Source organism: Halobellus marinus (assembly GCF_032113415.1).
GTDB classification, from domain to species: domain Archaea; phylum Halobacteriota; class Halobacteria; order Halobacteriales; family Haloferacaceae; genus Haloquadratum; species Haloquadratum marinus.
This window is the reverse complement of the sequence record NZ_CP134946.1, coordinates 858,158-884,986: the sequence shown is the minus strand read 5'-3', so window position 1 is coordinate 884,986 and position 26,829 is coordinate 858,158. Positions and strand designations below refer to the sequence as shown.

The window sequence follows — 26,829 nt, the reverse complement described above, 5'->3', positions numbered from 1 at the left end:
TCGACACGGTGAGCGCGGACGGAACACCATCGCCACCGACGGCCCATCTACGGTGAAAAGAGACGACAAAACTGACGCTGAGGTCAGTCTCGAAGCGATTCGGTCGCTTCCCAATCGATTTCGAGGTCCTCGGTCACGACGACGCCGTAGTCTTCTCTGGCGCTTTCCCTGGAGACGTATTCGTCGATCACGTCCTCCAGCACGCGCTCGGGATCACGTTCGTAGGGGTCGCCGTATCCACCGCCTCCAGCGGACCGGTTCGATAGCGATTCGCCGGGCTGGAACGTATTCCGCATCATACCGGTGCTGAGTTCTTGTTCGGTATCGGGGTAGAGGACGACTGCGTTCTTCGAGTTTGCTTCGCCGCCTTCGAGCCCCCAGCCGGCGGTTTCGGTCTTCTGTATTATCGAGAGCGCACCGATTTCGTGCGTGAACCGGAAGTCCCGTCGGATGCCGAGGCCGCCTCTGTTCCGACCAGGGCCACCCGAGTCCTGTCGGAGTTCCAGCCGGTCGATGACCACGGGCGCCTTGTTCTCCAGCACCTCGATAGGGATGTTCTGGACCATCGTCTCGCTGATGTGCATCAGCGCCGACCCGCCGTCGTGGTCCTGGGTCGCACCCCAGCCGACGCCCTGGTTGGTCGCCTCGACGATTTGTTTTCCAGTCTTGGGGTTTTCACCGAAGACCGTAATCGAGAGGATGTCGCCGCCCGAGCTAGCGGGGATACGGTCGGGCATACCCTTCGCAAGTGCCTTGTAGATGACGTCGACGGCCAGCATAGCTGGCCAGACTGCGAACGTCGGCGCGGGGTATGACGGGTTGTAGAGATTGTCTTCGGGCACTTCGACGTTGAGCGGGGCGTAGTGGCCCGCGTTGGATTCCTCGTCGGGCGTCGTTATTGTCTTCAGACAGAGTCTGGCGACCGTCTGGGTCATCCCGATGGGGACGTTGAACGGCGCCTCTACCTGGTCGGACGACCCCGAGAAATCGACCGTCATTTCGTCGCCGTCGATGGTGACGGTGGTTTCGATGCGAAGGAGGTCGTCGTCGTCGATGGCGCCGTCTGCGTAGTCGACAGCGTTCCAGGTACCGTCGGGCAACTCTTCGACGGCATTGTGGGCGTTTTCCTCGCCGTACGAGAGGATGCGGTCGATACTCGCTTCGACGGTGTCGGCGCCGTACTTCTCGTAGAGGTCCACGAAGCGCTCCTTGCCGGTTCTGAGCGCCGCAATCTGAGCATTGATGTCGCCGATGACCTTGTCGGGGACGCGAGTGTTGAACCGTAGCAGGTCGCGTATCTCCTCGTCGAGTTCGCCCGCCTTGTATAGCTTCGTCCCAGGAAACAGCAGTCCCTCCTGGTGGACGTCGGTCGAGTCCAAGACGTATCCTGGGTCTTTCTGTCCGATGTCGAGCAGGTGAGCGCGGCTGACCGCATATCCCTTGAGCTCGTCCGCGACGAAGATGGGCATAATGACACACACGTCGAGCGTGTGCCCCGAACTCCAGTAGGGATAGTTCATAATGACGACGTCACCATCCTCGAAGTTCTCCTCACCGATGTGTTCGACACCTTTCTTCAGGCTGTAGTCGTTCGCGCCGAGAAAGAGGGTCAGTCCCGGGGAGTCGGCGACGAGGTTGAGGTCGCTGTCGTACAGCGACAGCCCGAAGTCCTTGATTTCGTAGACGATAGTATTGTACGCGGTTCTTATGAGCGTCCGCTGCATCTCACTAGCCGCCGACGTGAGATAGTTACGAATCACTTCGACGGTCGCAGGATCGACGTCGCTGTTTTTCATTGTCGGGCACCTCGATTACTGATGATGATGTTACCGTAGCCGTCTAGTTCGGCTGTCTGATCGGAGTGGAAGACAGTGGTCGTCGTCGGTTCCTCGATGACCGCGGGACCGGGAACGGTCTGGCCGCGTGCGAGATGCGACCGCTCGTAGACGTCGAACTGGACCATATCGTCCTCGGCGAAACAGTATGCCTGGCGCTGGGCGACCGGCGACGCTTCGCCATCGGTTTCCTCGGCGTGCTCGAACGTCGGTTTGTCGTTTTCCCCGATGCCACGGACGCGCAGACTGACGACTTCGGGAGGGTCGTCCATCGTGTGGCCGTACCGGTCGCGGTGGACCTGCTCGAAACGGTCGCTCAGTTCGTCCGTCCCCGAGACGTCGTCGGCCGGCACGTCGACGGTGTGTTCCTGCCCGAAGTAGCGCATCTCGAGCGTCCGTTCTAGGTGTGCCTCCGATCGGTGGAATCCTTCCGCCTCAATGGCGTCGACGGCCTGCGTTTCTAGGGCTTCGAACTCCGATTCGAGAGCGTTCTCGTCCAAGTCGTCGACGATCTCGATGTGCATCTCCGAGAAGTCGTAGACGACGTCGGCCATCAGCATACCCCACGCTGAGAACACGGAGGGGGCGCGCGGAACCATCATCTCGGGGATGTCGAGTTCGCGGGCGAACAGCGACCCGAGCAACGGCCCCGCACCGCCGAACGGTGCGAGCGTGAAGTCTCGGGGGTCGAGCCCGCGTTCGACGGTTATCTCCTGAATCGCGCCGACCGCCTTCGCGGCCGTAACGTCGAGGACACCCTTCGCGGCGTCGCGAACCGACGTATCAAGCGGGTCGGCGAGTTTCGCCTCGAGGCCGTCCATCGCGCTCTGTTTGTCGAGTTTCATCTCGCCGCCCAGAAGTCCTTCCGGATTGATGTAGCCCAGCGAGAGCGCGGCGTCGGTGACGGTCGGTTGTTCCCCGCCGCGTCCGTAGCAGATGGGACCGGGATCCGCACCGGCGGACTTCGGTCCGACCTTCAACAGTCCGCTGTCGACCCAGGCGATGGAACCACCACCGGCGCCGATGGTACGGATGTCGTAGACCGGAATCATCATCGGCAGGTGTTCCAGATTGGACTCATATTGGATGGCTGGCGACCCGTCCTCGATGACACAGGCGTCGGTACTGGTCCCGCCGATGTCGACGGTGATAACGTCCGATCGACCGGTCATATCGCCGACGGCCGAAGCCCCGATTATGCCGCCAGCAGGTCCGGAGAGAATCGTCTGTACCGGCGTCTGCTTGGCGTTGGCCGCCGAGAGCGTTCCCCCTCCCGAGCGGGTGATGTAGAACGCGTTGTCGAAACCTGCCTCACGTAACTGCCCGTCTAGTTCGTCGACGTACGTCTCGAAGGTGGGCTTGATGTAGGCATCGAAGACGGCAGTGCTCGTACGCTCGTATTCGCGGTACTCCGAGGCGATTTCGCTCGATATCGATATCGACACGTCAGGACACGCTTCGCGAACGAGTTCGGCCGCTTGCCGCTCGTGGGACTGGTTCTGATACGCGTGGAGGAAACACACGGCGATGGATTCGACGTCGTATTCCTCGACGAGTTCGATCGCCGCGTCGGCGACTGCCTGCTCATCGAGCGGTTCGACGACGTTACCGTCGACGTCGATGCGGCCCGGGACGCCCTTGCGTCGTCGCCGTGGAACCAGCAACTCCGGTTTCTGGTAGTCGAGGTCGTACATAGACTCGGGTTCGAGATTCGTCCGGGCAATCTCGTACACGTCGCGGAATCCCTCGTTCGTAATGATGCCCGTGGTTGCACCTTCCCGTTCGAGGAACGCGTTCAGACCGAGAGTCGTCCCGTGGACGAATGCTTCGACCGTTTCGAGGTCGAGTTCGAGACCCTCAATGGAGTCCAGTACGCCTTCCGTTGGGTTACTCGGCGTTGTGGACGTTTTGTCGATGGCGAGTTCGCCCGACTCCCGATCGAACGTTATCGCATCGACGAATGTCCCGCCGATATCGACTGCTAATCGCTTCATTGGCAGTTTGAAAATCCAACAGCAACCACTAATACTTTGCCCAGTCTATCCAGAGAGCCCCGGCGTCCCGATCGTCGACGCGCGCGAGGGACCCGGTGCGGTCCGTCCGGTGATACAGCTATTTGTAGGAGGGCACACATCGCTAGGCAGAACGCATGGTAGACACGCTCGTAACCAACGGAACAGTCGTCACTCAGAACGACGCACGCGAGGTACTCCAAGACGGGACAGTCGCCATCCAAGATGGCGAAATCGTCGCGGTCGGACCCACCGCCGAGGTGACAGACCGGTACGACGCCGACGAGGTCGTCGACGCGAGCGACCACCTGGTGTTGCCGGGACTCATCAACGCACACACGCACGTCTCGGACATCCTCTTCCGGGGGTGCTGGGGTGACGACCGAACACTGTTCGACTGGCTATACAACGTGAAACGACCTGGCGTCGCGGCGATGGACGCAGACGACCACCGCGTCGCGGCGGAGCTGTACTGCCTTGAAGCCATCAAATCCGGTATGACGACGTTCGTCGAGAACGACGCCGAGATGACCTGGGAGGAGTGGGACGAAATCGAGACCAAACTCGACACGTACGACCGCTCCGGTATCCGGAGCGTGTATGCGCGCGGGTTTATGGACCAGCCAGTCGACGACGGGTACAGGTCGATGGTCGCGGAGTTCACGACGAAAGAGCCCGGCGTCGAGCATCCGGACCCGGAGGACTACGTCGTCGAGACCGAGGCAGGCCTCGACGAGGTTGCCTCGCTCATCGAGCAGTACCACGGCACTGCCGAGGGCCGCCGTGAGATATGGATTGCGCCGGTCGTCGTCGAGGGAATGACGACGGAGGGTCTCCAGAAATCGTACGCGCTGGCGGAACGCCACGACGTAATGACGACGACGCACGTCTCGGAGTCTCAACTCCAGGAGCAGGGTCGAGCGCTCTCGAGCGTCGAGTATCTCTCGAACATCGACTACCTCGGCGAACACGCGCTGCTGGCCCACTGCATCCACATCAGCGAGCGCGACGCCCGCATCCTCGCGGCGACGGACACGCGCGTTTCGCACAACCTCATTGCGAACCTCTTCTTGGGGTCGGGCCTCGCGCCGCTTGACGCGCTCCGGAACCACGGCGTCACGACCTGCGTGAGCACCGACAACGCGAGCTGTTCAGATACCGTGAATCTCCTCAAGGACGCTCAGTACGCGACGCTCACACACCGTGGCGCGAACGCCGATTCGGGCGTTGTGTCTACGCAGGCGGCCCTCGATATGGTAACGCGAGACGCAGCACGGGCGATGCGCAAAGGCGACGCACTCGGATCGCTCGAGACCGGTAAGCGCGCCGACGTGATCCTGCTTGATGCCGACAGACCCCATATGACGCCGGTGCGCGACGCGGTATCCGCCGTGATCCACCAGGCGCAGGGCCACGAGGTCGATACTGTCATCTGCGACGGGGACATCGTGATGCGCGACGGAGTGGTAACGACCCTCGACGAATCGAGCATCCTCCAGCGTGCCCGAGAGACTGCTACGGCGGTTATCGAACGATCCGGCCTCGACTCGCTTGCCGACCACGACCGCTGACTGTCAACGACGTAGTGAGACAGATGGACGCGGAACCGACCTGCCGAAGGTACTTTTTTAACCCCTCACGGTTAGTTTGGAGCTATGGGTAGAGTTGGCGTGACACAGCCAGAAGACACGTCCGAGAGTACGCCGCTCATTGAGTTCGACGGGATTCACAAGGAGTTTCCAGGTGTCGTCGCGAACGACCAAGTCTCCTTCTCCGTGGAACGTGGTGAGGTACACGGGCTGCTCGGCGAGAATGGTGCGGGGAAGTCGACGCTGATGAAGACGATGTACGGGCTCTACCACCAGGACGAGGGCCAAATCAAACTCGACGGAGAACCCGTCGAGATAGATTCCCCCCAGGACGCCATCGAACACGGAATCGGGATGGTGCATCAGCACTTCAAACTGGTACAGAGTCTCACGGTGGCCGAGAACATCATCCTGGGGCTGCGGGAGTCCTACGAACAGTTCGACGGCTCCGGGCCACTGAGCGTGCTGAACCGTCTCGGTCGTATATTCACTATCGACCGAACCCGGTCACAGAAGCGCACCGAAGAAATCGCCGATCGATACGGCATCGAAATCGATCCGACCGACGAGGTGTGGCAACTCGACGTCGGTGAACAGCAGCGGGTTGAACTGCTGAAGGCCCTGTACCGCGACATCGACCTCCTCATCTTGGACGAGCCGACGGCGGTTTTGACGCCCACACAGGTCGACCGGCTGTTCGAGACCATCGAATCGCTGACCGAACAGGGGATGACCATCATCTTCATCACGCACAAACTGGAGGAGGCCAAATCGATTACCGACCGCGTGACGGTGTTGCGCGACGGGTCGGTCGTCGGAACCGTCGAGACGGCCGACGTCACGACCGACGAGATGGCCGAAATGATGGTCGGTCGGGAGGTGCTGTTCGAACTCGACCGAAAACCCGCCCGGCCCGGCGACCCTGTCTGTACGGCGCAGGGGCTACGGGCGACGAACGCGCGGGACGTCGAGGCACTCAGTGGACTCGACCTTACCGTCCGGAGTGGTGAAATCGTCGGCGTCGCTGGCGTGAGCGGGAACGGCCAGCTGGAACTCAGCGAGTGTCTGGCGGGCGTGCGTGAACCGGAGGAGGGAACGATTACAATCGCGGGAACCGAACTCACCGGCGAGTCGACGAAGACCTTCATCGAAAACGGCGTAGCCTACGTCCCCGAAGACCGCCTCAAACACGGGTGCGCTCCGGAACAGACACTCACCTACAACGGCATCCTGAAGGTGTACGACACCGACGAATTCGACGGCAGTATCGGTCTCGGTATAGATTACGGGAAGGCGCGTGCCTACGCCGAAGATATCGTCGACCGGTTCGATGTCCGCGTGCCAAACGTCGACACGAAGCTGAAGGACCTATCAGGGGGGAACCTCCAGAAGTTCATCCTCGGTCGCGAGTTGACCCGGGAGCCGAACCTCATCGTGGCGAACCAGCCGACCCGGGGGGTCGACGTCGGTGCCATCGAGTTCATCCACGAGATTATGTTCGACCAGCGCGACGACGGCGCAGGTATCGTCTACGTCTCCGAGGACCTCGACGAGTTGATCAACGTCAGCGACAGGCTGGTCGTGATGTACGAAGGCGAAATCGTCCACTCGACGCCCAACGAGAACGTCGACCCGGAGGAACTTGGGTACTATATGACCGGCGCGACGGTAGACGAGTAATGCCGCGGCACATCATCCGTCTTTAGTTAGGAGACGAATCGATGTACGGCGGTCGCTCATCGGGGCTTCTTTTCGAGAGGAATGAGGAAGTCGAGTCTGTGTACAACCAGATGTACCGTGAGTTGAAGTCGCGGTACGTACTGGAGGAGTTCGACACGAGCACGTGGTGAAGATCTTGCTGTATGCAGTGATACTGTCGCGGCTTGTACGCCGTTATCTGTTGGATCTGGTCACTGCGCAGGCGGCTGATGCGATCCTGTTTCAACCGTGCGCTGGACGGCGACCATTCGGTCGCCCGCCAGCCCTTAGTCCACGAACTCGGTGAGCACCTTGGCTACTTACCTCCGCCACTACTTGAACGGCTGATCGAAGACGCGCAGAAGATCCATAAGCAGCGACCGATCTCCCAAGAGACGCTCGCTACTGCTACGCAACCGAGCTGTAACCTTCAAGTGAGGATTAGTGGCCGCGGTACATATTTTCGTCGCGTGAAACACCGAATCGGTACCGTGGGTTGAATACCCCTCCGTGCCTATCGCCGCCCGCATGGAGGCAGTAGCTAGCCGTCCCCGCAGTGGACGGTACGGCACGACCGACAGGTATCGACGGCAACCGGACCCCGGTCAGCGGAGGGACAGATGCTAGTCGGGGTCCCAACCGAGACGGACCCCGGCGAACGACGGGTCGCACTTGTCCCATCGGTGGCCACAGAACTGATCGAACGTGGACACGAAGTTGTCGTCCAGAGCGGTGCTGGGGAGAGAGCCGATCACAGCGACGACGCCTACGAGGCGGTTGGCTGCGAGGTGGTTCCCGACCGCGAGTCGGTCTTCGCACGCGCGAACATAGTTACTCAGGTCAACGGACTGGCTGCCAGCGGCGAGCCGGATCCGACAGCGTACCGCGAAGGCCAAACCGTCGTCGGGCTGTTGGGTCCCTACGAGATCGAGGAGGCGTCACTCTCGACGCTGGCCGACCGGAACGTCAGCGCGTTCTCGCTGGAATTGATGCCCCGCATCAGCCGCGCCCAGAGTATGGACGCCCTCTCGTCGATGGCCAGCCTCGGCGGCTACAAGGCGTGTCTGATGGCCGCCGAACAGTTGCCCAAGATGTTCCCTATGGAGATGACTGCCGCGGGCACCATCCAGCCCGCGGAGGTGTTCGTCATCGGCGCCGGCGTCGCTGGCCTGAAGGCCATCGCGACCGCCGAACGCCTCGGCGCGTCCGTCCGCGCGTACGACATCCGTTTGGAGGTCAAACGGGAGGTAGAGAGTCTGGGTGCGGACTTCGTCGAACTGGACCTCGAAACGGAAGAGTCGGGCGACGATGAGGGCTACGCTCGCGAGATGGACGAAGAGTTCTATCGCGCCCAGCGCGAGGCGATGCGGGAAGTGGTTCCCGACTCGGACGTCCTCATCACCACGGCTGCCATCCCCGGCGCGCCAGCGCCCGAACTCGTGACCGCCGAGATGGTGGCCGATATGGACGCCGGGTCGGTCGTCGTCGATATGTCCGCCGACAGCGGGGGCAACTGCGAACCCACCCGCGCCGGCGAAACCGTCGAACACGAGGGCGTGACGGTATTCGGCCCGACTGACCTTCCCTCACGGGTGGCACACACCGCCAGCGAACAGTACGCCAACAACATAGCGAACTTTCTGGACGCGATACTCGACGACGACGAACTCCACTTCGATTTCGAGGACGAAATCGTCGACTCGACGCTGCTGACTCACGATGGAACGATACGCAATCCACACCGCGACGACGAGACTGAACCGGATACCGACGAGGAAGACTCGAAGCCGGACCCAGACGAGGAATCCGATTCCACCGCGACCGATGGAGGGGCGACCGATGGCCAGTGAGTCACTGGAGGTGCAACGATGACCTTCGTCGGGAACCTCACGCTGTTCGTCCTCTCGGGGTTCGTCGGTTACGAGATTATCACGAAGATCCCGACCAACCTCCACACGCCGTTGATGTCCGGCGCCAACGCCATCTCGGGCATCACGCTCCTGGGGTCGGTCGTGGTCGCGGGCTCCGGGTCGACCACGTTGGCGACGGTGCTGGGCTTCCTCGCGGTCGTTATGGCGACCATCAACGTCGTCGGCGGCTATATGGTGAGCCACTTTATGCTCGATCAGTTCAGCAACGGGGGTCGATGACCTATGGCTGGCGTGCTCGCGGGACTGCCCGAGTCGGTCCTGCAACTGGCCTATCTCGTCGCTGGCGTGTTGTTCATCCAGGGGTTGCGGGATATGACTCACCCGCGGACAGCCACGCGCGGTAACGCCATCTCGTCCGGTGGGATGTTCCTGGCGGTGGCGATTACCGTGCTGTGGTTCGAGGTTCTGTCGCCGGTAGTGCTGGCGGCGGGGCTGCTGGTCGGCGGTGCGGTCGGCGCGTATCTGGCGATCACCGTCGAGACGACTGAGATGCCCCAGCTCGTCGGCCTGTTCAACGGTTTCGGCGGCGGCGCGTCGGCAGTCGTCGCCGGCGCGGAACTGGTCGACGTGCTGGCAGCGGGCGGGTCGCTGTCAGTCGGGCTGACGTCGACGGCAGCTATCGCCGGCATCATCGGGTCGGTCACATTCTGGGGCAGCCTGGTCGCCGCCGGCAAACTCCACGGGCTGGTGGGTGATTCGCCGGTGGGGGACACCGCCGGCCACGCCATCAAGGTCGTCTTCCTGGCGGCGGCGGTCGTCGCCGGTCTGTTCCTGGTGGTTCGACCGGACCTGGGCACCCAACCGCCGCTGGCGTCGTGGGTGCCGTCCTACTGGGTCGTCGTCGCCGCGGCCTCGGTGCTGGGCGTGTTCCTCGTGGTTCCGATCGGCGGCGCGGATATGCCCGTCGTCATCGCGCTGTTGAACTCCTACTCCGGGCTGGCGGCCGCCACCACGGGCTTCGTGCTGAACAACACCGTCCTCATAATCGCCGGGACGCTGGTCGGTGCCTCCGGGCTTATCCTGACGGTCATTATGTGCGAGTCGATGAACCGGTCGTTGACGAACGTCCTCTTCGGCGGCCTCGACGGCGATGACGGCGACAGCGAGGATATGGAGGACATTTACGAGGGGCAAATAACCGAGACCTCCCCCGAAGAGGTCGTGATGTTGCTGGAGACAGCCAGCCGCGTGGTCGTCGTCCCGGGCTACGGGATGGCGGTCGCACAGGCCCAACACGCCGTCGCCGAACTGGTCGAGTTGCTCGACGAGAACGGCGTCGACGTCGAGTTCGGCATCCACCCCGTCGCCGGCCGGATGCCCGGTCATATGAACGCGCTACTGGCGGAGGCGGACGTCCCCTACGAGAAGATGCGCGAACTGGAGGAGGTCAACCCCTCCTTCTCGAGGACCGACGTCGTCATCGTCACCGGAGCCAACGACGTCGTCAACCCGAAGGCCAACACCGACGACTCCAGTCCCATCGCGGGGATGCCCGTACTGAACGTCTCAGAAGCGCAGTCGGTCATCGTCAACAAGCGGAGCCTCAGTCCAGGCTTCTCGGGAATTCCCAATCCGCTGTTCGCGAAGGACAACACGAGTATGTTGTTCGGTGACGCCAAAGCGTCGATGCAGGCGCTGGTCAACGAATACAAGGAAAGCACTAATTAGCAACCGACGTCGGTTTTCACCGTCGCGAGTGCCGAAACATCCTTGATCGACGCCGGACTGTGCGCCCCGAACGGGTCCGGCGCCTGCTCGCGTGCCGTCGAGGCGGAGACAAATTTAAATAGTTGACTATTAACAGTGGTACCGTATGCCACAGAAACGGCGGCAATTCATTCGGGCAGCGGGCACAGTCGGTGCCATCGGCCTCGCCGGATGTACGCAAGGCGGCAGCGGTGACCAGACAACCGATAACGACACGACGACCAGCAGTGGTAGCGACGATTCGGACTCAGATACGGTCAGGGCGGCGTACGTGTACAACGGGCCTATCGGCGACCAGGGCTGGGTCGCGTCACACGAAACGGCACGCAAGGAACTGGAAGAGAAGTACGACTGGTACCAGACCGAGACGGTGACCGAGCTCCCGGCATCCGAAGCCAGTTCGGTGTTCCAAGACTACGGCGAACGCGGCTTCGATATCGTCGAGGGCTGTACCTTCGACTACGGTCCCGTCCAAAAGCAGGTCGCAGGAGACTATCCGGACACGTACTACGAGTCCTCGCGTGTCACGACCGTCGAGGACGATATGTCGAACGTCGGGTACTACTACGGAAAGCTCCACGAGGCGCGCTACCTGACCGGCGTCGCCAGCGCTATGTTGTCGGAGTCGAACAAACTCGGCTACGTACTGGCGTTCCCCATTTCGTTGCTCATCAATGACCTCAACGCGATGACGCTGGGCGCCCGGTCGGTCAACCCCGACATCACGATGATCCCGACGTACACGAACACGTGGTACGACCCGCCGAAGGAGCAGGCCGCGGCGCGGTCGCTCGTCGACCAGGGCGCCGACGTCTTGGCGTACCACGAGAGTTCGCCCTCCGTGCTGAAAACGGCGCAAGAGGCGGGCGTGTGGGGTATCGGATACGCGGACGAGGTCGGGCAGTTCGCGGGCGACTCCTACCTGACCTCCTGTATGTGGAACTGGACACCCATCCTCGAGGCGACGGCCAAGGCCGCGAAAAACGGCGAGAGCCAACCGGAAATGAAGTTCTTCGGTCTCGAGAACAACGGCGTGAAACTCGACGATTGGGGGCCAGAAGTGCCCCAGGACGTCAAGGACGAGGTCGCTTCCATCCGGGAAGAACTCATCAACGGCGATCGCAGCATCTGGTCCGGGTCGAAGTTCGAGGGAAAATCCGACCTCGAAATCGCCCGGACCGCCAACGAGTACGTCGAAGGCGTCGAAGGTTCGGTGCCGGAGTCGTAACGCGGCGTTCCCTCTGCGTCCGGGACAAACCGCGGTGCAATTCTTTCGGTCGTCTCTCGACGAGCAACCGCTCCGACCGAAGACCGTGCCGTCGGTTGGGGAATACCTATATCGGTCGTCGTCGTAGGGAGCAGTATGTCGTTGCGACCTCCGACGGCGGAGGATATCCGTCGCCTTGGTGAACAGCTTCATCTCGACCTCGACGACGAGGAGATAGCCGACTTCCAGTCACTCGTCACCGAGGGGCTGGACGCGTACGAAACCGTCAGACAGTACCCGCACCCGTCGACGCGAACGCCGCTCGGCGATCGCGACACCGGCTGTCGAGTTCCACGCAACGAGGACCCCAACAACGCCTGGATAACTGCCTGTGAGGTCGTCGGGGCGTCCGAAGGGCCCCTGGCAGGTTGGGACGTCGCACTCAAGGACAACGTGGCCGTCGCCGGCGTCGAGATGACCTGCGGGTCGCAGGTTATGGAGGGTTACGTTCCGAACCGCGACGCCACCATCGTCTCGCGGTTGCTGGATGCGGGCGCGACGGTGGTCGGGAAGACGAATATGGACGATTTCGCGTTCACCGGCAACGGGCATTCGAGCGCGTTCGGTCCGACGCTGAACCCACACGACGATGACCGCCTCGCGGGCGGGTCCTCCGGTGGCAGCGCTATCGCTGTCGCGGAGGGCGAGGTCGACCTCGGTATCGGTGGCGACCAGGGCGGTAGCGTCCGCGTGCCTGCGGCTTGGACCGGCGTCGTCGGTCACAAACCGACCCACGGGCTGGTCCCGTACACGGGCATCGTCGGCATCGAAAACACCATTGACCACACCGGGCCGATCGCTCCAGACGTCGAGACAGCCGCCCGGGCACTGACCGTGCTGGCGGGCCGCGACCCCGACGATCCACGCCAACCCGACGAGGTGCCGACACAGGAGTACGAGGCGACACTCGACGGCGATGTCGACGACCTCGCTATCGGCGTCGTTCGGGAGGGGTTCGAGCGGCCGGAGTGTGACGAAGCAGTCAACGATAGCGTGCGCGACGGGCTTGCGACCCTAGAGTCGGCGGGCGCGACCGTCGACGAAATATCGATTCCTATCCACCACGACGCGGTCGACATCTACACCGTTGCACTCAACGAGGGGACCGTCGCCGCGTTCCGCGGGGAGGGCGTGGGACGCAACTGGTGGGGCTGGTACGACACCTCGTGGGTGGAGTCGTTCGGGAAGTTCCGTCGCGCACAGGGTGGTGACCTGGCTCCGAGCGTCAAGTATACTCTGTTGATCGGGGCGTACGCGTCCGAGGAGTATCACTCGAAGTACTACGCTGAGGCGATGAACCTGCGGCGGACCGTGCGGGACGTATACGACGACCACCTCGCGGAGTATGACCTCCTGGCGACGCCGACGACACCACAGTTGCCACACGAGTACGTTCCCGATCAGAACCGGTTCGAATTCATCGACGACGCCTGGGGGAGTCTGGCAAACACATGTCAGTTCAACGCCACGGGCCACCCGGCAGTGAGTGTTCCGGTCGCGCCCGTCGATGGACTCCCGGTCGGGCTGCAACTCGTGGGGTCACACTTCGACGACGCGACGGTTCTGAACGCGGCGTACGCGCTCGAATCCGCGACCGACGGAGACGCATCGGAGTGACCGACGGGGACGCGTAGCTGTCCGTCGGTGCGAGTACGGCGAAACGAAGAACCGAAAAAAAACGGAACCTTCCGCGAAGGCGGGCGACGGACGCGTACGGCCGTCGGCGTTATATTTCTCGCAGCCCAGCGTCGTCGAGCGCCGGAAGGACGTAGTGTGGGGCCAGTGGCAACTCGGTGAACCGGATGCCGGTGGCGTCGTAGACGGCGTTGGCTACCGCCGCGGACGTTGGGACGAGCGGGCACTCGCCGACGCCCTTTTGGCCGTGAGAGGTTGTCGGATCGGGGTTTTCGAGTTCCTCGATCTTGGTGACCAGCGGCACATCCGCGGCCGTCGGGAGATGGTAGTCTATCATCGACCCGTTCATCAGGTTCCCGTTGTTGTCGTAGGCGTACTCCTCGTAGAGCGTCTCGCCGAGCCCCTGGACGATGGCACCCTGCACCTGTCCTTCGACGAGTTTCGGGTTGATGACGTTGCCGACGTCCTCGCAGATGGCGACGTCGACGACGTCTATCTCACCCGTTCCGGGGTCGACGTCGACGACGATCGCCAGCGCCCCGAGGGTGTAACTGTGCGCGACGTTCCCGCGCCCGGTGTCGGGGTCGACAAACTCGACTTCCTGACTCTGGTACTTGCCGCGACCGACGAGAGAGATGCCGTTCTGAAGTATCTCCGGACGCTCGGACTCTGGACCGAGGGTCTCGGGGTTGCCGAGCATCGCGGTGTTCGCCAGGTCCTCGATTTCGATGCCAGTGTCGGGATCTGTGGCATCGTAAGCTCGTCCGTCTCCGAGACGAACGTCCTCGGGATCCACGTCGAGCATATGCGCGGCGACCGCCTTCAGCGTCTCCGCGAGGTCTTCGGCTGCGCGTGCGGCCGCGCTGCCACCGATAATCGTCCCGCGGTCCGCCCATACACCGAGCCCTTCGGGCGTGGCGTCGGTGTCACCGCGCACCGCGTCGACGCGATCGATAGGGATTCCCAGGGTATCCGCGACCATCTGGTTGATGCCGGTCTCAGTTCCCTGGCCGATGCTCGCGATGGCGGTCAACACGGTAACGTCACCGTTCCGGTTCATCTTCACCACCGCCTCGTCGAAGTCACCACCGGAGGCAGACTTGTTGCCGCCCCGTTTCATAATAGTACCCATCCCGACGCCGCGGAGCTTCCCGTCTCGCGTCTTGCTGCCGCCGCGGTGTTCGTCCCAGTTTATCATCTCGCGGGTCTTTTTGAGACAGGTGACCTGGTCGGCGTTGCGCCAGATGTGGCCCGCGTCCGACCGCATCGGCATGTCCTCTTGACGCGGCGTGTTCTTCAGGCGGAGTTCGATGGCATCCATACCGATTTCTTCGGCTGCCATCTCGATGAGTTGCTCGCGCATAAACGTGACCTGTGGGTCGCCGAACCCACGGACTGCGGTCGTGGGCATCTCGTTGGTGTAGACGACCTTCGTCCGCCAGTGCTGGTTCGGAATCAGGTACGGCCCCTGGCCGCAGTTGGCTGAGGAGTAGGCGACTGCGACGCCGTATGCGGCGGCCGCTCCCGTGTTCTGTAGCAGGTCGACGTCTATACCGACGATGTTGCCGTCCTCGGTAACGCCGAGCCGACCGTCGAGTTCTTCCGGCGAGCGACCGCGACCTGCGGTGAACTCTTCGAGTCGGTCGAGAACGTGCTTGACCGGGCGCTGTGTTGCCTTCGACAGCAGTATCGAACAGATCTCGAAGGGATATGGGTCCAGCTTGATGCCGAAACCGCCCCCAACGTCGGGAAGCCGACAGGTGATGTCCCGCTGTTCGAAGTTCTTCAGGACCTCCGAAATCTCCACGGACAGCAGGTGTGGCATCTGCGTCGAGGAGACGAGTTCGACCGACCCGGTCGCGGGGTCGTAGTCGGCGATGCAGCCGTGAGGTTCCATCGGCGCGGGCGTAGTCTTGTTCGTCTGGAAGGTGTCCTCGACCACGACGTCGGCGTCGGCCAGTGGGTCTTCGTAGTTGCCGACTTCGACTTGGCCGGACCAGGCCACGTTTCCGTCGGTATCGTTCTCGGGGTCGGCGTCGAGGTCTGGATGCACGAGCGGCGCATCGTCCGCCAGCGCATCCTCGACGTTGGTGATGGTATCGAGTCGCTCGTACTCGATGTCGACGAGGTCCGCAGCCTCTTGAGCGACGTCCCGCTCGTTCGCCACCACGACGGCCACCTCCTGACCGGCGTACGTGACGCGGTCGGACGCGAGCACTTCTTCGTCGTGCAGCATATAACCGAACGGTTCCTCGACCTTGTCAGCGATGTCGTCGTGAGTCCAGACGAGTTCGACTCCAGGGTGGGCCTCCGCTTCGCTGGTTTCGACGTCCAGGACCTTCGCGTGGCTGTACTGGCTCCGCACGAAGTAGGCGTGGAGCATATCCGGCCGCTGGATGTCGTCGACGTAGCGACCGTGGCCGGAGACAAACCGGCTACCATCGTAGCTGTTGACGCGTTCGCCGACCCACTCGGTCTCGGATTCCTCGCTTTTGATCTCCTCGTCCTGGTCTTCGGTCACCTCACGCTGTTTCTGCTTGCTCATGGTGCATCACCGTCCATCCGGTCGCCGGCCTCCTGGACGCTCTCGATGATTTTCGTGTAGCCCGTACACCGGCAGATGTTCCCTGCCAGGTGGTCCTGTATCTCGTCGACGCTCGGGTCAGGGTTGTCTTCGAGCAGTGCCACAGCGTTCGTCACGAACCCGGGCGTACAGTAGCCACACTGACTTCCGTGGCAATCCCAGAAAGCCTGCTGGACGGGGTGAAGTTCTTCACCGTCGGCGAGACCCTCGACGGTCGTGATGCTGCTCCCGTCGACCTGCGCGGCGAGCAGGTTGCACGATTTCACCGGTTCGCCGTCGACCAGGACCGTACAGGCGCCACACTTGGCCGTCTCGCAACCGCGATGCGTCCCCGTGAGGTATTCGTGGTTTCGGAGGAACGCCGACAACAGCGTCCCGGCCGGAACAGTCTGTTCCACTTCGGTACCGTTGAGCGTCGTCTCGATAGTGACGTTGGCGCTCGGTTCGGTTTCGGTGCTCATCATCAATGCTGGGCGCGGTCGCGCGCCGTCTTGAGTGCGTCTTTCGCGAGTTTCTTGCTGATGGCCGTCTTGAACTCGGCCGATCCCTCGAAGTCGTCGACCGGCATCGTGTCGTCGCCGAGCCGCTCGGCCGCCTCCGTCAGGGCCTCGTCCGTCGGTTGCCTGTCTTCGAGGAGGGATGCAGCGTCTTCCATCGGCGTCGGTCCGGCTTCGAGTGCACCGGTCGCGAGGCGTGCCTCCGTGATCTGTCCGTCGTCGGACAGCGAGAGGTATGCCCCGACCGTCGCGACGGGGTAGGCTCCTTCCGTCGGTTCGTACTTCTCGTATCCCGCCCCCTCGTTCGCAGACAGGGCGGGGAACCGAACTTCAGTCACGAGTTCGTCCTTCGACAGTGCGGTCTCGTAGAAGTCGTGGAAGAACGAGTCGCCTGATAAGGTCCGCGTGTCGTCGGCACTGCGGGCGACGATGGTCGCGTCGAGGAGAGTGGCGATCACCGGCGGGTCGCCGGACGGGTCTGCGTGGGCGACGGCTCCGCAGAACGTCCCGCGGTTGCGTACTTGAACGTCGCCGATCTGGGCAGCGACCTCCGCCAGTACCGGACAGTGACGCTCGACGGCCTCGGCGGTTGCGACGTCACGGTGTCTACTCAGACAGCCGATTCGCACTTCGCCGTCGGTCACGTCGATGTAATCCTGGTCGGGCAGGTCGTTGATGTCGATGACCTTGTCGTAGGAGCCGACGCGCTGACGGAGCATCGGCAGTAGCGACTGTCCACCCGACAAGATGGCCGCGTCCTCCTTGTGTTCGTGCAGTAACGAACACGCCTCTTCGACCGTCTCTGGGTTCGCATATTTTATCTCTGGCACATCGAGTTACCCTTGTACTGCGACCAGTATATAATTATTGCGTGCGAGCGGGCGTCTTGGATGACAGAGCTACTGGGACTTCGGCGGTCCTCCTGACTGGCAATGACACCCACATCTATAAGAGAGTGTACGGATATGTGGCGATTAGATGGTTAGAGTGTACCTATCCTCGCGAACGTCCGTTCCGAGGTGGCTCTCGGTCACCACTCAGATAGCGACGGTCGTCGCGGCCCTGGCGGTCGGCGGTATCGCGCTGGCATTTACCGGTGTCGACCCTTTCCAGGCGTACTCCATACTGTTCATCGACACGCTGACGACACCGTACACGATCACGAACACGATCGTTCGGGCGGTCCCGCTGGTCCTTGCGGGTTACGCTGTCTTTCTGCCCTTGAAGGCGGGACTTGAGAACATCGGTGCAGAGGGACAAATATACCTCGGTGGCATCTTCGGTACCTGGGTCGGATTGAATCTCGGTCTACCGTCACCGATTTTGTTGCCGGTAATGGTCCTCAGCGGTCTCCTCGGCGGTGCGCTGTGGGCGCTCGTGCCGGCGTTTCTCCGCGCTAAGTGGAACGTCAACGAGATCCTGACGACGCTGATGAGCGTCTTCATCGCCATCCAGGTCAACGAGTACCTGATAAACGGACCGATGCAGGGTGGCGCCGGCGCGTTCCCCCGGTCGGAGTCGTTACCGACTGGGGCCCTGCTCCCGACGATACCCGGAACGGGTTTCCACGTTGGAGTCCTGTTCCTCGTGGTTGTACCCGTCCTGTTGCACTTACTGTTGAACCGGACGCGCTTGGGATACGAAATAACGATGACCGGGTCGAATCCCGAGGCGGCCGGACAGGCGGGAATGTCGAAGTTCAAGATTTACGTGATAGTCCTGACGCTCGGTGCCGCGTTCGCTGGACTCGCCGGTATGGTCGAGATAGCCGCCAATCAGCAACGGCTGACCTCCCAGTGGAGCCCGGGATACGGCTGGACGGCGATTCCGATCGCCTTGCTCGGCCGACGTGGCGCGTTCCAGACGGCCCTGGCCGGATTCTTTTTCGCCATCCTCATCGTGGGGAGTCTGCAGATGCAATCGGCCCTCAGCGTCTCGGCGGCCCTAGCGAGCGTCATCGAGGCGCTCGTCATCCTCTTTCTCATAACTGCGGAGTTCGTCCGTAGTTACGAGGTCTACGTCGAGACTGAGCGCAACTTCGGACGGGACCTCCCGTTCGTCAACGTGGTCGGCAAGGAGTCCTAATTATGTATGAATTAGTCCTTCCACTGGCAACGAGTGGAGCCGCGGTCGGATTGCTCGACGCGACGGTACGCGCGTCGACGGTACTCATCCTCGCCGGACTGGGTGAGCTCATCACCCAGCGATCCGGCGTGTTGAATCTCGGCGTCGAGGGGATGTTGCTGTTCAGCGCGCTCGGGTCGTTCATCGCTGTCGTCGCGACGGGGAGCTACGTCCTGGGATTCGCGGTGGGCGTCATCATCGGCGTCCTCGCGGCTGGACTACACGCGTTCCTCAGTGTGTCGCTGAACTCCAATCAGGTCATCAGCGGCCTAATGATTACACTGTTGGGCATAGGTGCAACGACGTTCTTCGGCCAGCCCTACACCGGCGAAACCATCCAGGGTATGCCGAAGACGACGCTCCCGCTCGTCGGCCAGTACCTCGTTCAGGTTCCGGTTGTGGGCGAGGTTCTGTTCCGGAACGCGGCAACCGACTTCCTCGCCATCGCCCTCGTCCCCATAACGTGGTACTTCCTGTTCCGGACCAACCTCGGACTGGAGATACTGTCGGTCGGCGAGGCACCGGAGGCGGCCGACACCGCCGGCGTACGTGTCGACCGGCTCCGGTACCTGAGTACGATGCTCGGCGGTGCGCTCGCCGGACTCGCGGGTGCGCACCTCTCGCTGGCGCTGACCGGTCTCTGGTCGGCCGGTATGGCCGCAGGACGCGGCTGGATCGCCATCGCTCTCGTGTTCGTTGCCCAGTGGAAACCCTTCCGAATGCTCGCTATCGCGTACGTGTTCGCGGTCCTCGACGCACTGACGATTCGCATCCAGGCCATCGACGTCGGCAGCGCGCCGATCGTCGAGTTCCTGACGCACCCGACCATTATGGCGATGTATCCCTACATCGCGACCGTGTTGGTGCTGGTGCTGGCCTCGCGTGGTACGCTCAAGGAACGGCTCGGTGGGCCGTCGGCGCTGGCGCAGCCGTATCGTCGGCTAGAGTAGCGGTCTGTCACCCCCGGTACGCGAGCGCGTTCGGCACCTACTTTTATCCTGTCGCGGCGGGACGTACGGGACGCAATGGCAGACCAGCGACCGGACGCCGCATTCCTCGATAGCGGCGTCGCGACATTCATGGGAGCAGACCAACTTGACGTGTACGACGACGACGCGCTGGCAGCGACCGACGCGGACGTCGGTGTCGTCGGATTCCCCTTCGACAGCACTTGCATCTCTCGAACGGGGACGAACCAGGGTCCACGCGCGATACGCGATGCGAGTTCGCAGACGCGCTACTACCACTTCGAGTACGACACCGACCTCAGGGACCACTACGCGTTCGCCGACTGTGGCGACGTCCCGGTGATACCGGGCAACGCAGCCCGGAGCCTCGAGCACGGTGCGACGCATATGAGCCGGATGCTCGAAGCGGACGTGATGCCGGTTATGGTCGGCGGCGACCACGTTACGACCGTCTCCGGCGTTCGTGCGCTCGCGGACCATAGAGACGACCCGGGTCTCGTCCTGATAGACACGCACTTCGACACCGCGACGGACGTGGCAGGCGAGAGGTACAACCACTGCTGTCCCATCGCGCGTGCCGTCGATGAAGCGGATTTCGACCCAGAGAATATCAGTATCGTCGGGTTGACCGGCCCGACGAACCCGCGGTTCGAACTCGAATGGGCCAACGAACGCGGCATAAACCTCTACACCCTCGACGAGGTGATTCGACGCGGACCGGTCGAAGTCGCTCGTGACGCAGTCGACGCCGCCACCGACGGTTCTGACGGGCTGTACCTGACCCTTGACATCGACGTGCTGGACGCGAGTGCGGCACCCGGTACCGGCGTCCCTACCAACGGCGGCCTGCGCGCGCGAGAGTTACTACAAATACTCGGGACCGTCGCGAGCGAAGGCATCGACGCTATGGACGTCGTCGAGACATCTCCCCAGCTCGATCCGGCCGGAATCACGTCGCGGATGGCGGTCCGCAGCATCGTCGATTGTCTCGCAGCGAACGCTCTAGGGGAATCACACGCCCCGGGAACCGGCACCGCCGCGACCGAAAACTGTTCCTGACGAGGGGATCCCCCCAGCCAACGACAGAAGGTTTATATTTTCGTTTTACGCAGTTAGTGTGTGTCACACCTGCCACCTGTAGTGCGACCACCGACTCGGGAGGAGCTCCGCGACATCGCGGACCTCTATCACTTCGAGTTGAGCGAGGAGGAACTCGAAGACTACCTCGAACTCATCGAGGCGAAGATGGGGTTCTGCGAGCGTATCGAGGAACTCTCCGACAGAACGGAAACGCGAACCGCAGCGAGCCGGGACCCGGGCTATCGGGCCGGCAAGCACGAAGACCCAAAAAACGCCATCATCACGTACTGCGATGTCGGGAGCGAGGCAGACGGCCCCCTGTCGGGGTACGAAGTCGGCGTCAAGGACAACATCGCCGTCGCCGACGTCGAGATGACGTGTGCCTCAAAGGTGCTGATGGGGTACCGACCCAAGTACGACGCGCCGGTCGTCGAGCGATTGCTCGACGCGGGGGCTACCATCACGGCGAAGACGAATATGGACGAAATGGCGGTCTCCGGGAGCGGCGAGATGTCGGCGTTCGGTCCAATCTTGAACCCGTTCAGCGACGACCATCTCGCCGGAGGGTCGTCCGGCGGGTCCGCGGTGGCAGTCGTCACCGGACAGGTCGACATCGCCATCGGCAGCGACCAGGCGGGGTCGCTACGAACGCCTGCCTCCTGGAGCGGGTGCGTCGGGTTCAAACCGACCCACGGTCTCGTCTCGTTCCGTGGTGTCGCCCCGCTCGGCCACTCCTTCGATCACGTTGGGCCGATGGCGACGTCCGTCACGGACGTCGCGCGCGCAATGGAGGTGCTCGCCGGCGAAGACGCGCGGGACCCGCGCCAGACCACCGTCGAAACGGAGGCCTACACCGACGCACTCGACGAGCCGATCGAAGACCTCCAAATCGGCGTCGTCCGTGAAGGGTTCGAGTTCGAGGGCAGCGAGGCCGCTGTCAACGAGGGCGTCCGCGCGGCCGTCGAAGAACTGGAATCACTCGGCGCTACGGCCGAGGAAGTGTCGATTCCGTGGCACGTCGACGGCTTCTTCGTCTGGCTGGCCGTCGAGAACGAAGAGGCGGCTATGATGTGGGACGCCGACAACACCGGGTACTTCGTTGACGGCCACTACAATACCGACTTCGCGGAGGCGTTCGGCAAGGCACGTAGAGCACAGGCAGACGAGTTCGCTCCGACGGTAAAGCTGAAGTGCCTTCTCGGAAGATACCTCAAAGAGAAGTTCTACGGGCGATACCACGGCAAAGCGCAGAACCTCCGAGAGGACCTGACCGCCGCCTACGACGAGCAACTCGAGACGTACGACGTACTGGTGATGCCGACGACACCGATGACGGCGTTCGAATTGGAGGAAGACCTTTCCCGCCAGGAGGTCGTCAACCGAGCCCAGGGGAAAGAGGGCCGGACGCGCAACACGATGCCGTTCGATATGACCGGCCATCCGGCGTTGTCCATCCCCTGTGGTACGAGCGACGGATTGCCCATCGGTATGATGATAGTCGGCGACCATTTCGACGAACGAACGGTCGTATCGGTCGCTGACGCCTTCGAGCGGAGCACCGACTGGCGCGAGCGGTCCTACTGAACAGCGATGCAACTATCAGGAGTGCGAGTCAACGTGCAACGGCAACCCGGATACGAAGTATGACATACAGAATCGGTACTGACATCGGCGGAACGTGTACTGACTCAGCAGTTATGGACGAGGACGGGCGGGTCGTGATCGGCAAAGACCTGACGACCTATCCGGACTTCTCGGAGGGCATCTTCAATTCGCTGCGGACGGCAACCGAGAAGATGGACCTGACGCTAGAGGAACTCCTGCAGGACACCGAGTTGTTCCTGCATGCAACGTCGGTCGGCGAGAACGCGCTCTTCGAGCGAGAGGGTGCGGAGACCGGCCTGCTGACAACCAAGGGGTTCGAAGAGACACTCCACGCGACGCGTGGCGGCTACGGTCGCTGGTCGGGACTCCCGTTCGAGGAAGTCAAAGACATCGTCAACTCCGACAAGCCCGACCCGCTCATCCCGCGCGAGCGGGTCGCCGGCATCTCCGAGCGAACCTATCGCGAGCAGATCGTCGAACCTCTCGACGAGCAGGAAGTCGTCGAGGCCGTCGATTCCCTCGTCGACGACGGCGTCGAAGCGATGGCTGGCTGTTTCCTCTGGTCGTTCACCGCTCCGGAACACGAGCAGCGCGTGAAGGACATTCTGCAGGAGCGGTATCCGGACCTGTACGTCTCTATGTCGAATGACATCTCGCCGACGATGGGCGAATACGAGCGGACCGCGACAACGGTTCTCAACGCCTACCTGGGACCGACGACCGAACAGTACCTGGAAAGCCTCGGCACGACGCTTGAAGACTACGGCTTCGACGGACTCATCCTCCTTATGTTCGCTCACGGCGGTCTGGTGACGCGTCGGGACGCCATCGAGAAACCAGTCGGACTCATCGAGTCGGGTCCGGTCGGCGGGCTGCTCGGAAGCCGGTTCGTCGCAGGGGAACGCGACATCGAGAACGTCATCTCGACGGATATGGGCGGGACAACGTTCAAGGTCGGCATCATCAACGACGGCCGGTTGGAGTACGCCGACGAACCGATGGTCGGACGGTACCACTACCAGTTCCCGAAACGGGACATCAACTCAATAGCTGTGGCGGGCGGGAGCATAATCTCCCTCGAAGAGGGCACGAACGTTCCGTCCGTCGGGCCCGAAAGCGCCGGTTCCGACCCTGGGCCGGTCTGCTACGGACGCGGTGGCGAACAGCCGACAGTGACGGACGTCGATATGATTCAGGGGTACTTCGCACCGGAGTACTTCCTCGGCGGTGACAAGGAAATGAACCCGGCGAAGGCTCATGACGTATTCGAAGAGCAGATAGCGGACCCGCTGGGCAAGTCTCCGGTCGAAGCCGCTGCGGACATCTACGAACTCATAAACTCCATCGTCGCGGACCTGCTCCGGGAGATGACCGTCGAAAAGGGAATCGACCCCCGCAAGTTCACGCTCGTGTCAATCGGCGGCGCGGCCGGTATGCACGCCGCTTCCTACGCCCGGATGCTTGACATTCCCGAGGTGCTGGTCCCGTACACCGCCTCGGTGAACAGCGCGCTCGGGTTGCTCTCGACCGACGTTACGCACGAACACTTAGACGTTCGGCAGGTCAAGCCGCCCTTCGAGGCCGACCGTATCAACGGCATCTTCGCCGACCTCGAATCGGAGGCCCGCGACAAACTCACCGCGGAGGGCTTCGACCCCGAGGAGATGACCATCGAACGGTCCATCAGTATGCGCTACCAGCGGCAGGTTCACGAACTCGTCACGCCGATAGAGACGAGTGGCGAACTCGACCAGAGTGAGGTCGACGAGACCATCGACCGCTTCGAAACGCTGTACGAGAAGCGGTACGGCGAGGGCTCGGCGTTCAAGGAAGGCGGTATCGAGATGACCGAGTTCCGGGTCCGCGGCGTCGGGCCGATGTCGATGCCCGAGTTCAACGAACACGAACTCACAGACTCCTCGGTCGACGACGCCATCGTGGGTGAAAAAGAGATGTACTTCAAGCAGGCCGGTGGTATCATCGACGGCAATGTCTACGATTTCACCGATTTGACACCTGGAGACGTCATCGACGAACCCGGCGTCATCCTGACTCCGGTCACGACGATCGTGGTCAATCCGGGCGACGTCGCACGAATGGACCGCTATCAGAACGTTTACATCGACATCGAAGGTGACGACCAATGAGTTCAGACATCGACACCTCCCTGGAAGGCATCGACCCGGTCACGTTCCAGATAATCAAACACCGGCTCGCACGGGTGACCGACGAGGCCGTCGAGGCGCTCAAGCGAGTCTCCGGCGCGCCGAATACCAACGAGGGACACGACCTGATGGTCGCGCTGTACACGGCCGAGGGCGACCTGCTGACCGGCGGCGTCGGGTTCCTCCACCACTACCTCGGGGCATCGGAGGCGACCAAACATATCATCGACGAGTACGGCGATGACGTCGAAGAGGGCGATATGTTCGTCCTCAACGACTCCTATACTGCGGCGTTGCATCCCCCTGACGTCTACATCATCAGCCCGATCTTCTATGACGGTGAGCTGCAGGCGTTCTCGGCGAGTTTCGTTCACGTGGCCGATATCGGAGCCGCCGACCCCGGCGGGTTCTCCCCGAGTTCCACGAGCGTCTTTCACGAAGGGTTCCAGACGCCGGGTCTGAAACTCATCGAAGGTGGCGAGATGCGCCAGGACGCGCTCAACACCATCCTCAATATGAGCCGCGACCCTGGAATGGTGGAACTCGACCTGCGTTCGGAGATAGCCGCAAACAACGTCGCTAAAGACCGGATGCGAGATCTGATGGACGAGTACGACCCGGACACCGTCGAACACGTGGGCCGGGAACTCATCAATCAGTCGCGCAATAAGTTCAAGAAACGGCTGCTCGACCTTCCCGACGGCGAGTGGCAGGCCCGACAGTACGTCGACTCGGCCCCCGAAGACGAGAACTTCACGGTTCAGGTCACGCTCCGGAAGGAAGGCGACTCGCTGACCTTCGACTTCGAGGGTACCAGCGAACAGAGCGAGTACGGACTGAACTGTACCCTGACCGCGACGGTCGGGGGCGTGTTCGCGCCGGTGTTCCCGCTGCTGTGCTGGGATATGACCTGGAACGACGGTATCATCGACGTGGTTGACGTCGAAGCTCCGAAGGGGACCATCGTCAACGCCGAGCGACCTGCGCCGATATCCATCGCGACCGTCGCGACGCTACAGGTCTGTAACAACCTCTCGACGCTGTGCGTCTCGAAGATGCTGGGGTCCAGCGAGGAGTACGCCGACCGCGCGACTGGCGTCTGGCACGGCTCACACGCGCACGTTATGCTGGAGATCACCGAAGGGGGAACGACCCAGGTCGAAGCGCTGACTGACACCTTCGCCGGGGCTGGCGGTGCACGACGGTTCGCTGACGGGGTCGAACTCGGTGGCGAGATTCCCAACATCGTGGCCCGATGGGGTAACGCCGAGCGCCACGAAGCGGTGTTGCCGCTGATGTACCTTTACCGGCAGTTCGTGCCCGATTCGGGCGGTCCGGGGTCGAATCGCGGTGGCGTCGGCCACGAGTACGCCGTGACGCCGGTGGGTGACGAGGCCGACAAGATAGACGTTGTCACGTTCGGTCGCGCGGTCGACGTCCCCGCATCGAACGGGATGTTCGGCGGTCACCCCGGCAGTACCATCGAGTACTCGTTCTTCCGGGACGCGGGTCTCGATACCGACGAGATGCCGTTCCCGCCGACGAACGACGAGCTCGACACCGACCGGGAAGACGGCCGCTGGGGCGTCAACGAGCTCGGCGAAGACGACGTGTTCTACCTGCGGTTCCCGGGGAGCGGCGGCTACGGTGACCCGCTAGAACGCGACCCAGAGGACGTCGTCGAGGACGTCGTGAACGGCACCGTCTCGCCCCGGTCTGCGTGCGAGGTGTACGGCGTCCCGGTCGACGACGACGGACAACTGGCGGGCTCCGTCGAGCAAGCGCGCGAGGACATCAGGGCCGACAGACTGGACGGCTCGGACGCGTCGCCCCTCGATGTGACCGGGGCAACCGCGACCGACCGGAAACTCGGCGAGTGCCTGCGAATCGTCCGAGCCGACGACGAACGGTACGTGGCGTGTACGGACTGCGATACCGTCCTCAGCCGAGTCGAGGACAACTGGAAGAACAACGTGGTGGTGAACGAGCGTCCACTCTCCGACAGCGGCGAGAACCACGAGGGTGGTGAGGAGTTCTGTCTCCGCGAGTTCGTGTGCAGCGGCTGTGCCAGGTTGCTCGACGTCGAGGTCGCACAACGGGACGATCCGTACCTCGTGAGCCGGCTCGTGTAG

18 protein-coding genes and 1 pseudogene are annotated in these 26,829 nt (G+C 62.5%); 14 read left to right on the top strand and 5 right to left on the bottom strand.

Annotated elements, in window-relative coordinates:
* Window positions 1–83: 83 nt before the first annotated feature.
* Complete coding sequence (locus RJT37_RS04465; protein ID WP_313688145.1) at window positions 84–1,796, bottom strand: hydantoinase B/oxoprolinase family protein; 1,713 nt, start codon at window positions 1,794–1,796, stop codon at window positions 84–86.
* Window positions 1,793–3,829 carry a hydantoinase/oxoprolinase family protein gene (locus tag RJT37_RS04460; RefSeq protein WP_313688143.1) on the bottom strand — a complete coding sequence of 679 codons (2,037 nt, stop codon included), beginning with the start codon at window positions 3,827–3,829 and terminating at the stop codon, window positions 1,793–1,795. The genes RJT37_RS04465 and RJT37_RS04460 overlap by 4 nt, the downstream gene beginning before the upstream one ends.
* Before the next feature lie 155 nt (window positions 3,830–3,984).
* On the opposite strand from RJT37_RS04460, the gene RJT37_RS04455 reads away from it, so the two are divergent.
* From RJT37_RS04455 to RJT37_RS04420, 8 genes and pseudogenes are all read left to right on the top strand, one after another.
* Window positions 3,985–5,418, top strand: coding sequence for an amidohydrolase family protein (locus RJT37_RS04455; RefSeq protein ID WP_313688142.1), 1,434 nt, complete (start codon window positions 3,985–3,987; stop codon window positions 5,416–5,418).
* A gap of 84 nt (window positions 5,419–5,502) precedes the next feature.
* Window positions 5,503–7,116, top strand: coding sequence for an ABC transporter ATP-binding protein (locus tag RJT37_RS04450; RefSeq protein WP_313688140.1), 1,614 nt, complete (start codon window positions 5,503–5,505; stop codon window positions 7,114–7,116).
* 68 nt (window positions 7,117–7,184) lie between these two features.
* A pseudogene (locus RJT37_RS04445) lies at window positions 7,185–7,559 on the top strand (IS4 family transposase); the annotation flags it as partial.
* A 195-nt stretch (window positions 7,560–7,754) separates the two neighbouring features.
* The gene (locus RJT37_RS04440; RefSeq protein WP_313688138.1) at window positions 7,755–8,984 is read left to right on the top strand and encodes a Re/Si-specific NAD(P)(+) transhydrogenase subunit alpha; all 1,230 of its coding nucleotides are present in this window, start codon (window positions 7,755–7,757) and stop codon (window positions 8,982–8,984) included.
* Between the two features lie 18 nt (window positions 8,985–9,002).
* The gene (locus RJT37_RS04435) at window positions 9,003–9,284 is read left to right on the top strand and encodes an NAD(P) transhydrogenase subunit alpha part 2 (protein ID WP_311173400.1); all 282 of its coding nucleotides are present in this window, start codon (window positions 9,003–9,005) and stop codon (window positions 9,282–9,284) included.
* Between the two features lie 3 nt (window positions 9,285–9,287).
* Window positions 9,288–10,733 (top strand): NAD(P)(+) transhydrogenase (Re/Si-specific) subunit beta, encoded by a 1,446-nt coding sequence (locus RJT37_RS04430; RefSeq protein WP_313688136.1) that lies wholly within the window; start codon window positions 9,288–9,290, stop codon window positions 10,731–10,733.
* Between the two features lie 145 nt (window positions 10,734–10,878).
* Entirely contained in the window at window positions 10,879–12,000 is a 1,122-nt protein-coding gene (locus tag RJT37_RS04425) for a BMP family ABC transporter substrate-binding protein (RefSeq protein WP_313688134.1), read from the top strand.
* 135 nt (window positions 12,001–12,135) lie between these two features.
* A complete protein-coding gene (locus tag RJT37_RS04420; protein WP_313688132.1) occupies window positions 12,136–13,656 on the top strand; it encodes an amidase in 1,521 nt (506 codons plus the stop codon).
* A gap of 109 nt (window positions 13,657–13,765) precedes the next feature.
* Here the strand turns inward: RJT37_RS04420 and RJT37_RS04415 are convergent, their stop codons facing one another.
* Genes RJT37_RS04415 through RJT37_RS04405 form a run of 3 tightly spaced genes read right to left on the bottom strand, consistent with a single transcriptional unit; the run spans window position 13,766 to window position 17,585 of the window.
* Window positions 13,766–16,219, bottom strand: coding sequence for a xanthine dehydrogenase family protein molybdopterin-binding subunit (locus RJT37_RS04415; RefSeq protein WP_313688130.1), 2,454 nt, complete (start codon window positions 16,217–16,219; stop codon window positions 13,766–13,768).
* Entirely contained in the window at window positions 16,216–16,719 is a 504-nt protein-coding gene (locus tag RJT37_RS04410; RefSeq protein WP_311173405.1) for a (2Fe-2S)-binding protein, read from the bottom strand. Before RJT37_RS04410 ends, RJT37_RS04415 begins: the two co-directional genes overlap by 4 nt.
* Window positions 16,720–16,721: 2 nt before the next feature.
* Window positions 16,722–17,585, bottom strand: coding sequence for an FAD binding domain-containing protein (locus RJT37_RS04405; RefSeq protein ID WP_313688128.1), 864 nt, complete (start codon window positions 17,583–17,585; stop codon window positions 16,722–16,724).
* A 148-nt stretch (window positions 17,586–17,733) separates the two neighbouring features.
* Here RJT37_RS04405 and RJT37_RS04400 point away from each other — a divergent pair, with 148 nt between their 5' ends.
* From RJT37_RS04400 to RJT37_RS04375, 6 genes are all read left to right on the top strand, one after another.
* Window positions 17,734–18,840, top strand: a complete 1,107-nt coding sequence (locus RJT37_RS04400; protein WP_313688126.1) for an ABC transporter permease — start codon at window positions 17,734–17,736, stop codon at window positions 18,838–18,840.
* 2 nt (window positions 18,841–18,842) lie between these two features.
* Complete coding sequence (locus RJT37_RS04395; protein WP_313688124.1) at window positions 18,843–19,829, top strand: ABC transporter permease; 987 nt, start codon at window positions 18,843–18,845, stop codon at window positions 19,827–19,829.
* A gap of 75 nt (window positions 19,830–19,904) precedes the next feature.
* Entirely contained in the window at window positions 19,905–20,906 is a 1,002-nt protein-coding gene (locus RJT37_RS04390) for an agmatinase family protein (RefSeq protein WP_313688122.1), read from the top strand.
* Window positions 20,907–20,966: 60 nt separating this feature from the next.
* On the top strand, window positions 20,967–22,511 hold the full coding sequence (locus RJT37_RS04385; RefSeq protein ID WP_313688120.1) for an amidase: 1,545 nt from the start codon (window positions 20,967–20,969) through the stop codon (window positions 22,509–22,511).
* Window positions 22,512–22,570: 59 nt separating this feature from the next.
* Window positions 22,571–24,679 carry a hydantoinase/oxoprolinase family protein gene (locus tag RJT37_RS04380; protein WP_313688118.1) on the top strand — a complete coding sequence of 703 codons (2,109 nt, stop codon included), beginning with the start codon at window positions 22,571–22,573 and terminating at the stop codon, window positions 24,677–24,679.
* The gene (locus RJT37_RS04375) at window positions 24,676–26,829 is read left to right on the top strand and encodes a hydantoinase B/oxoprolinase family protein (RefSeq protein ID WP_313688116.1); all 2,154 of its coding nucleotides are present in this window, start codon (window positions 24,676–24,678) and stop codon (window positions 26,827–26,829) included. Before RJT37_RS04380 ends, RJT37_RS04375 begins: the two co-directional genes overlap by 4 nt.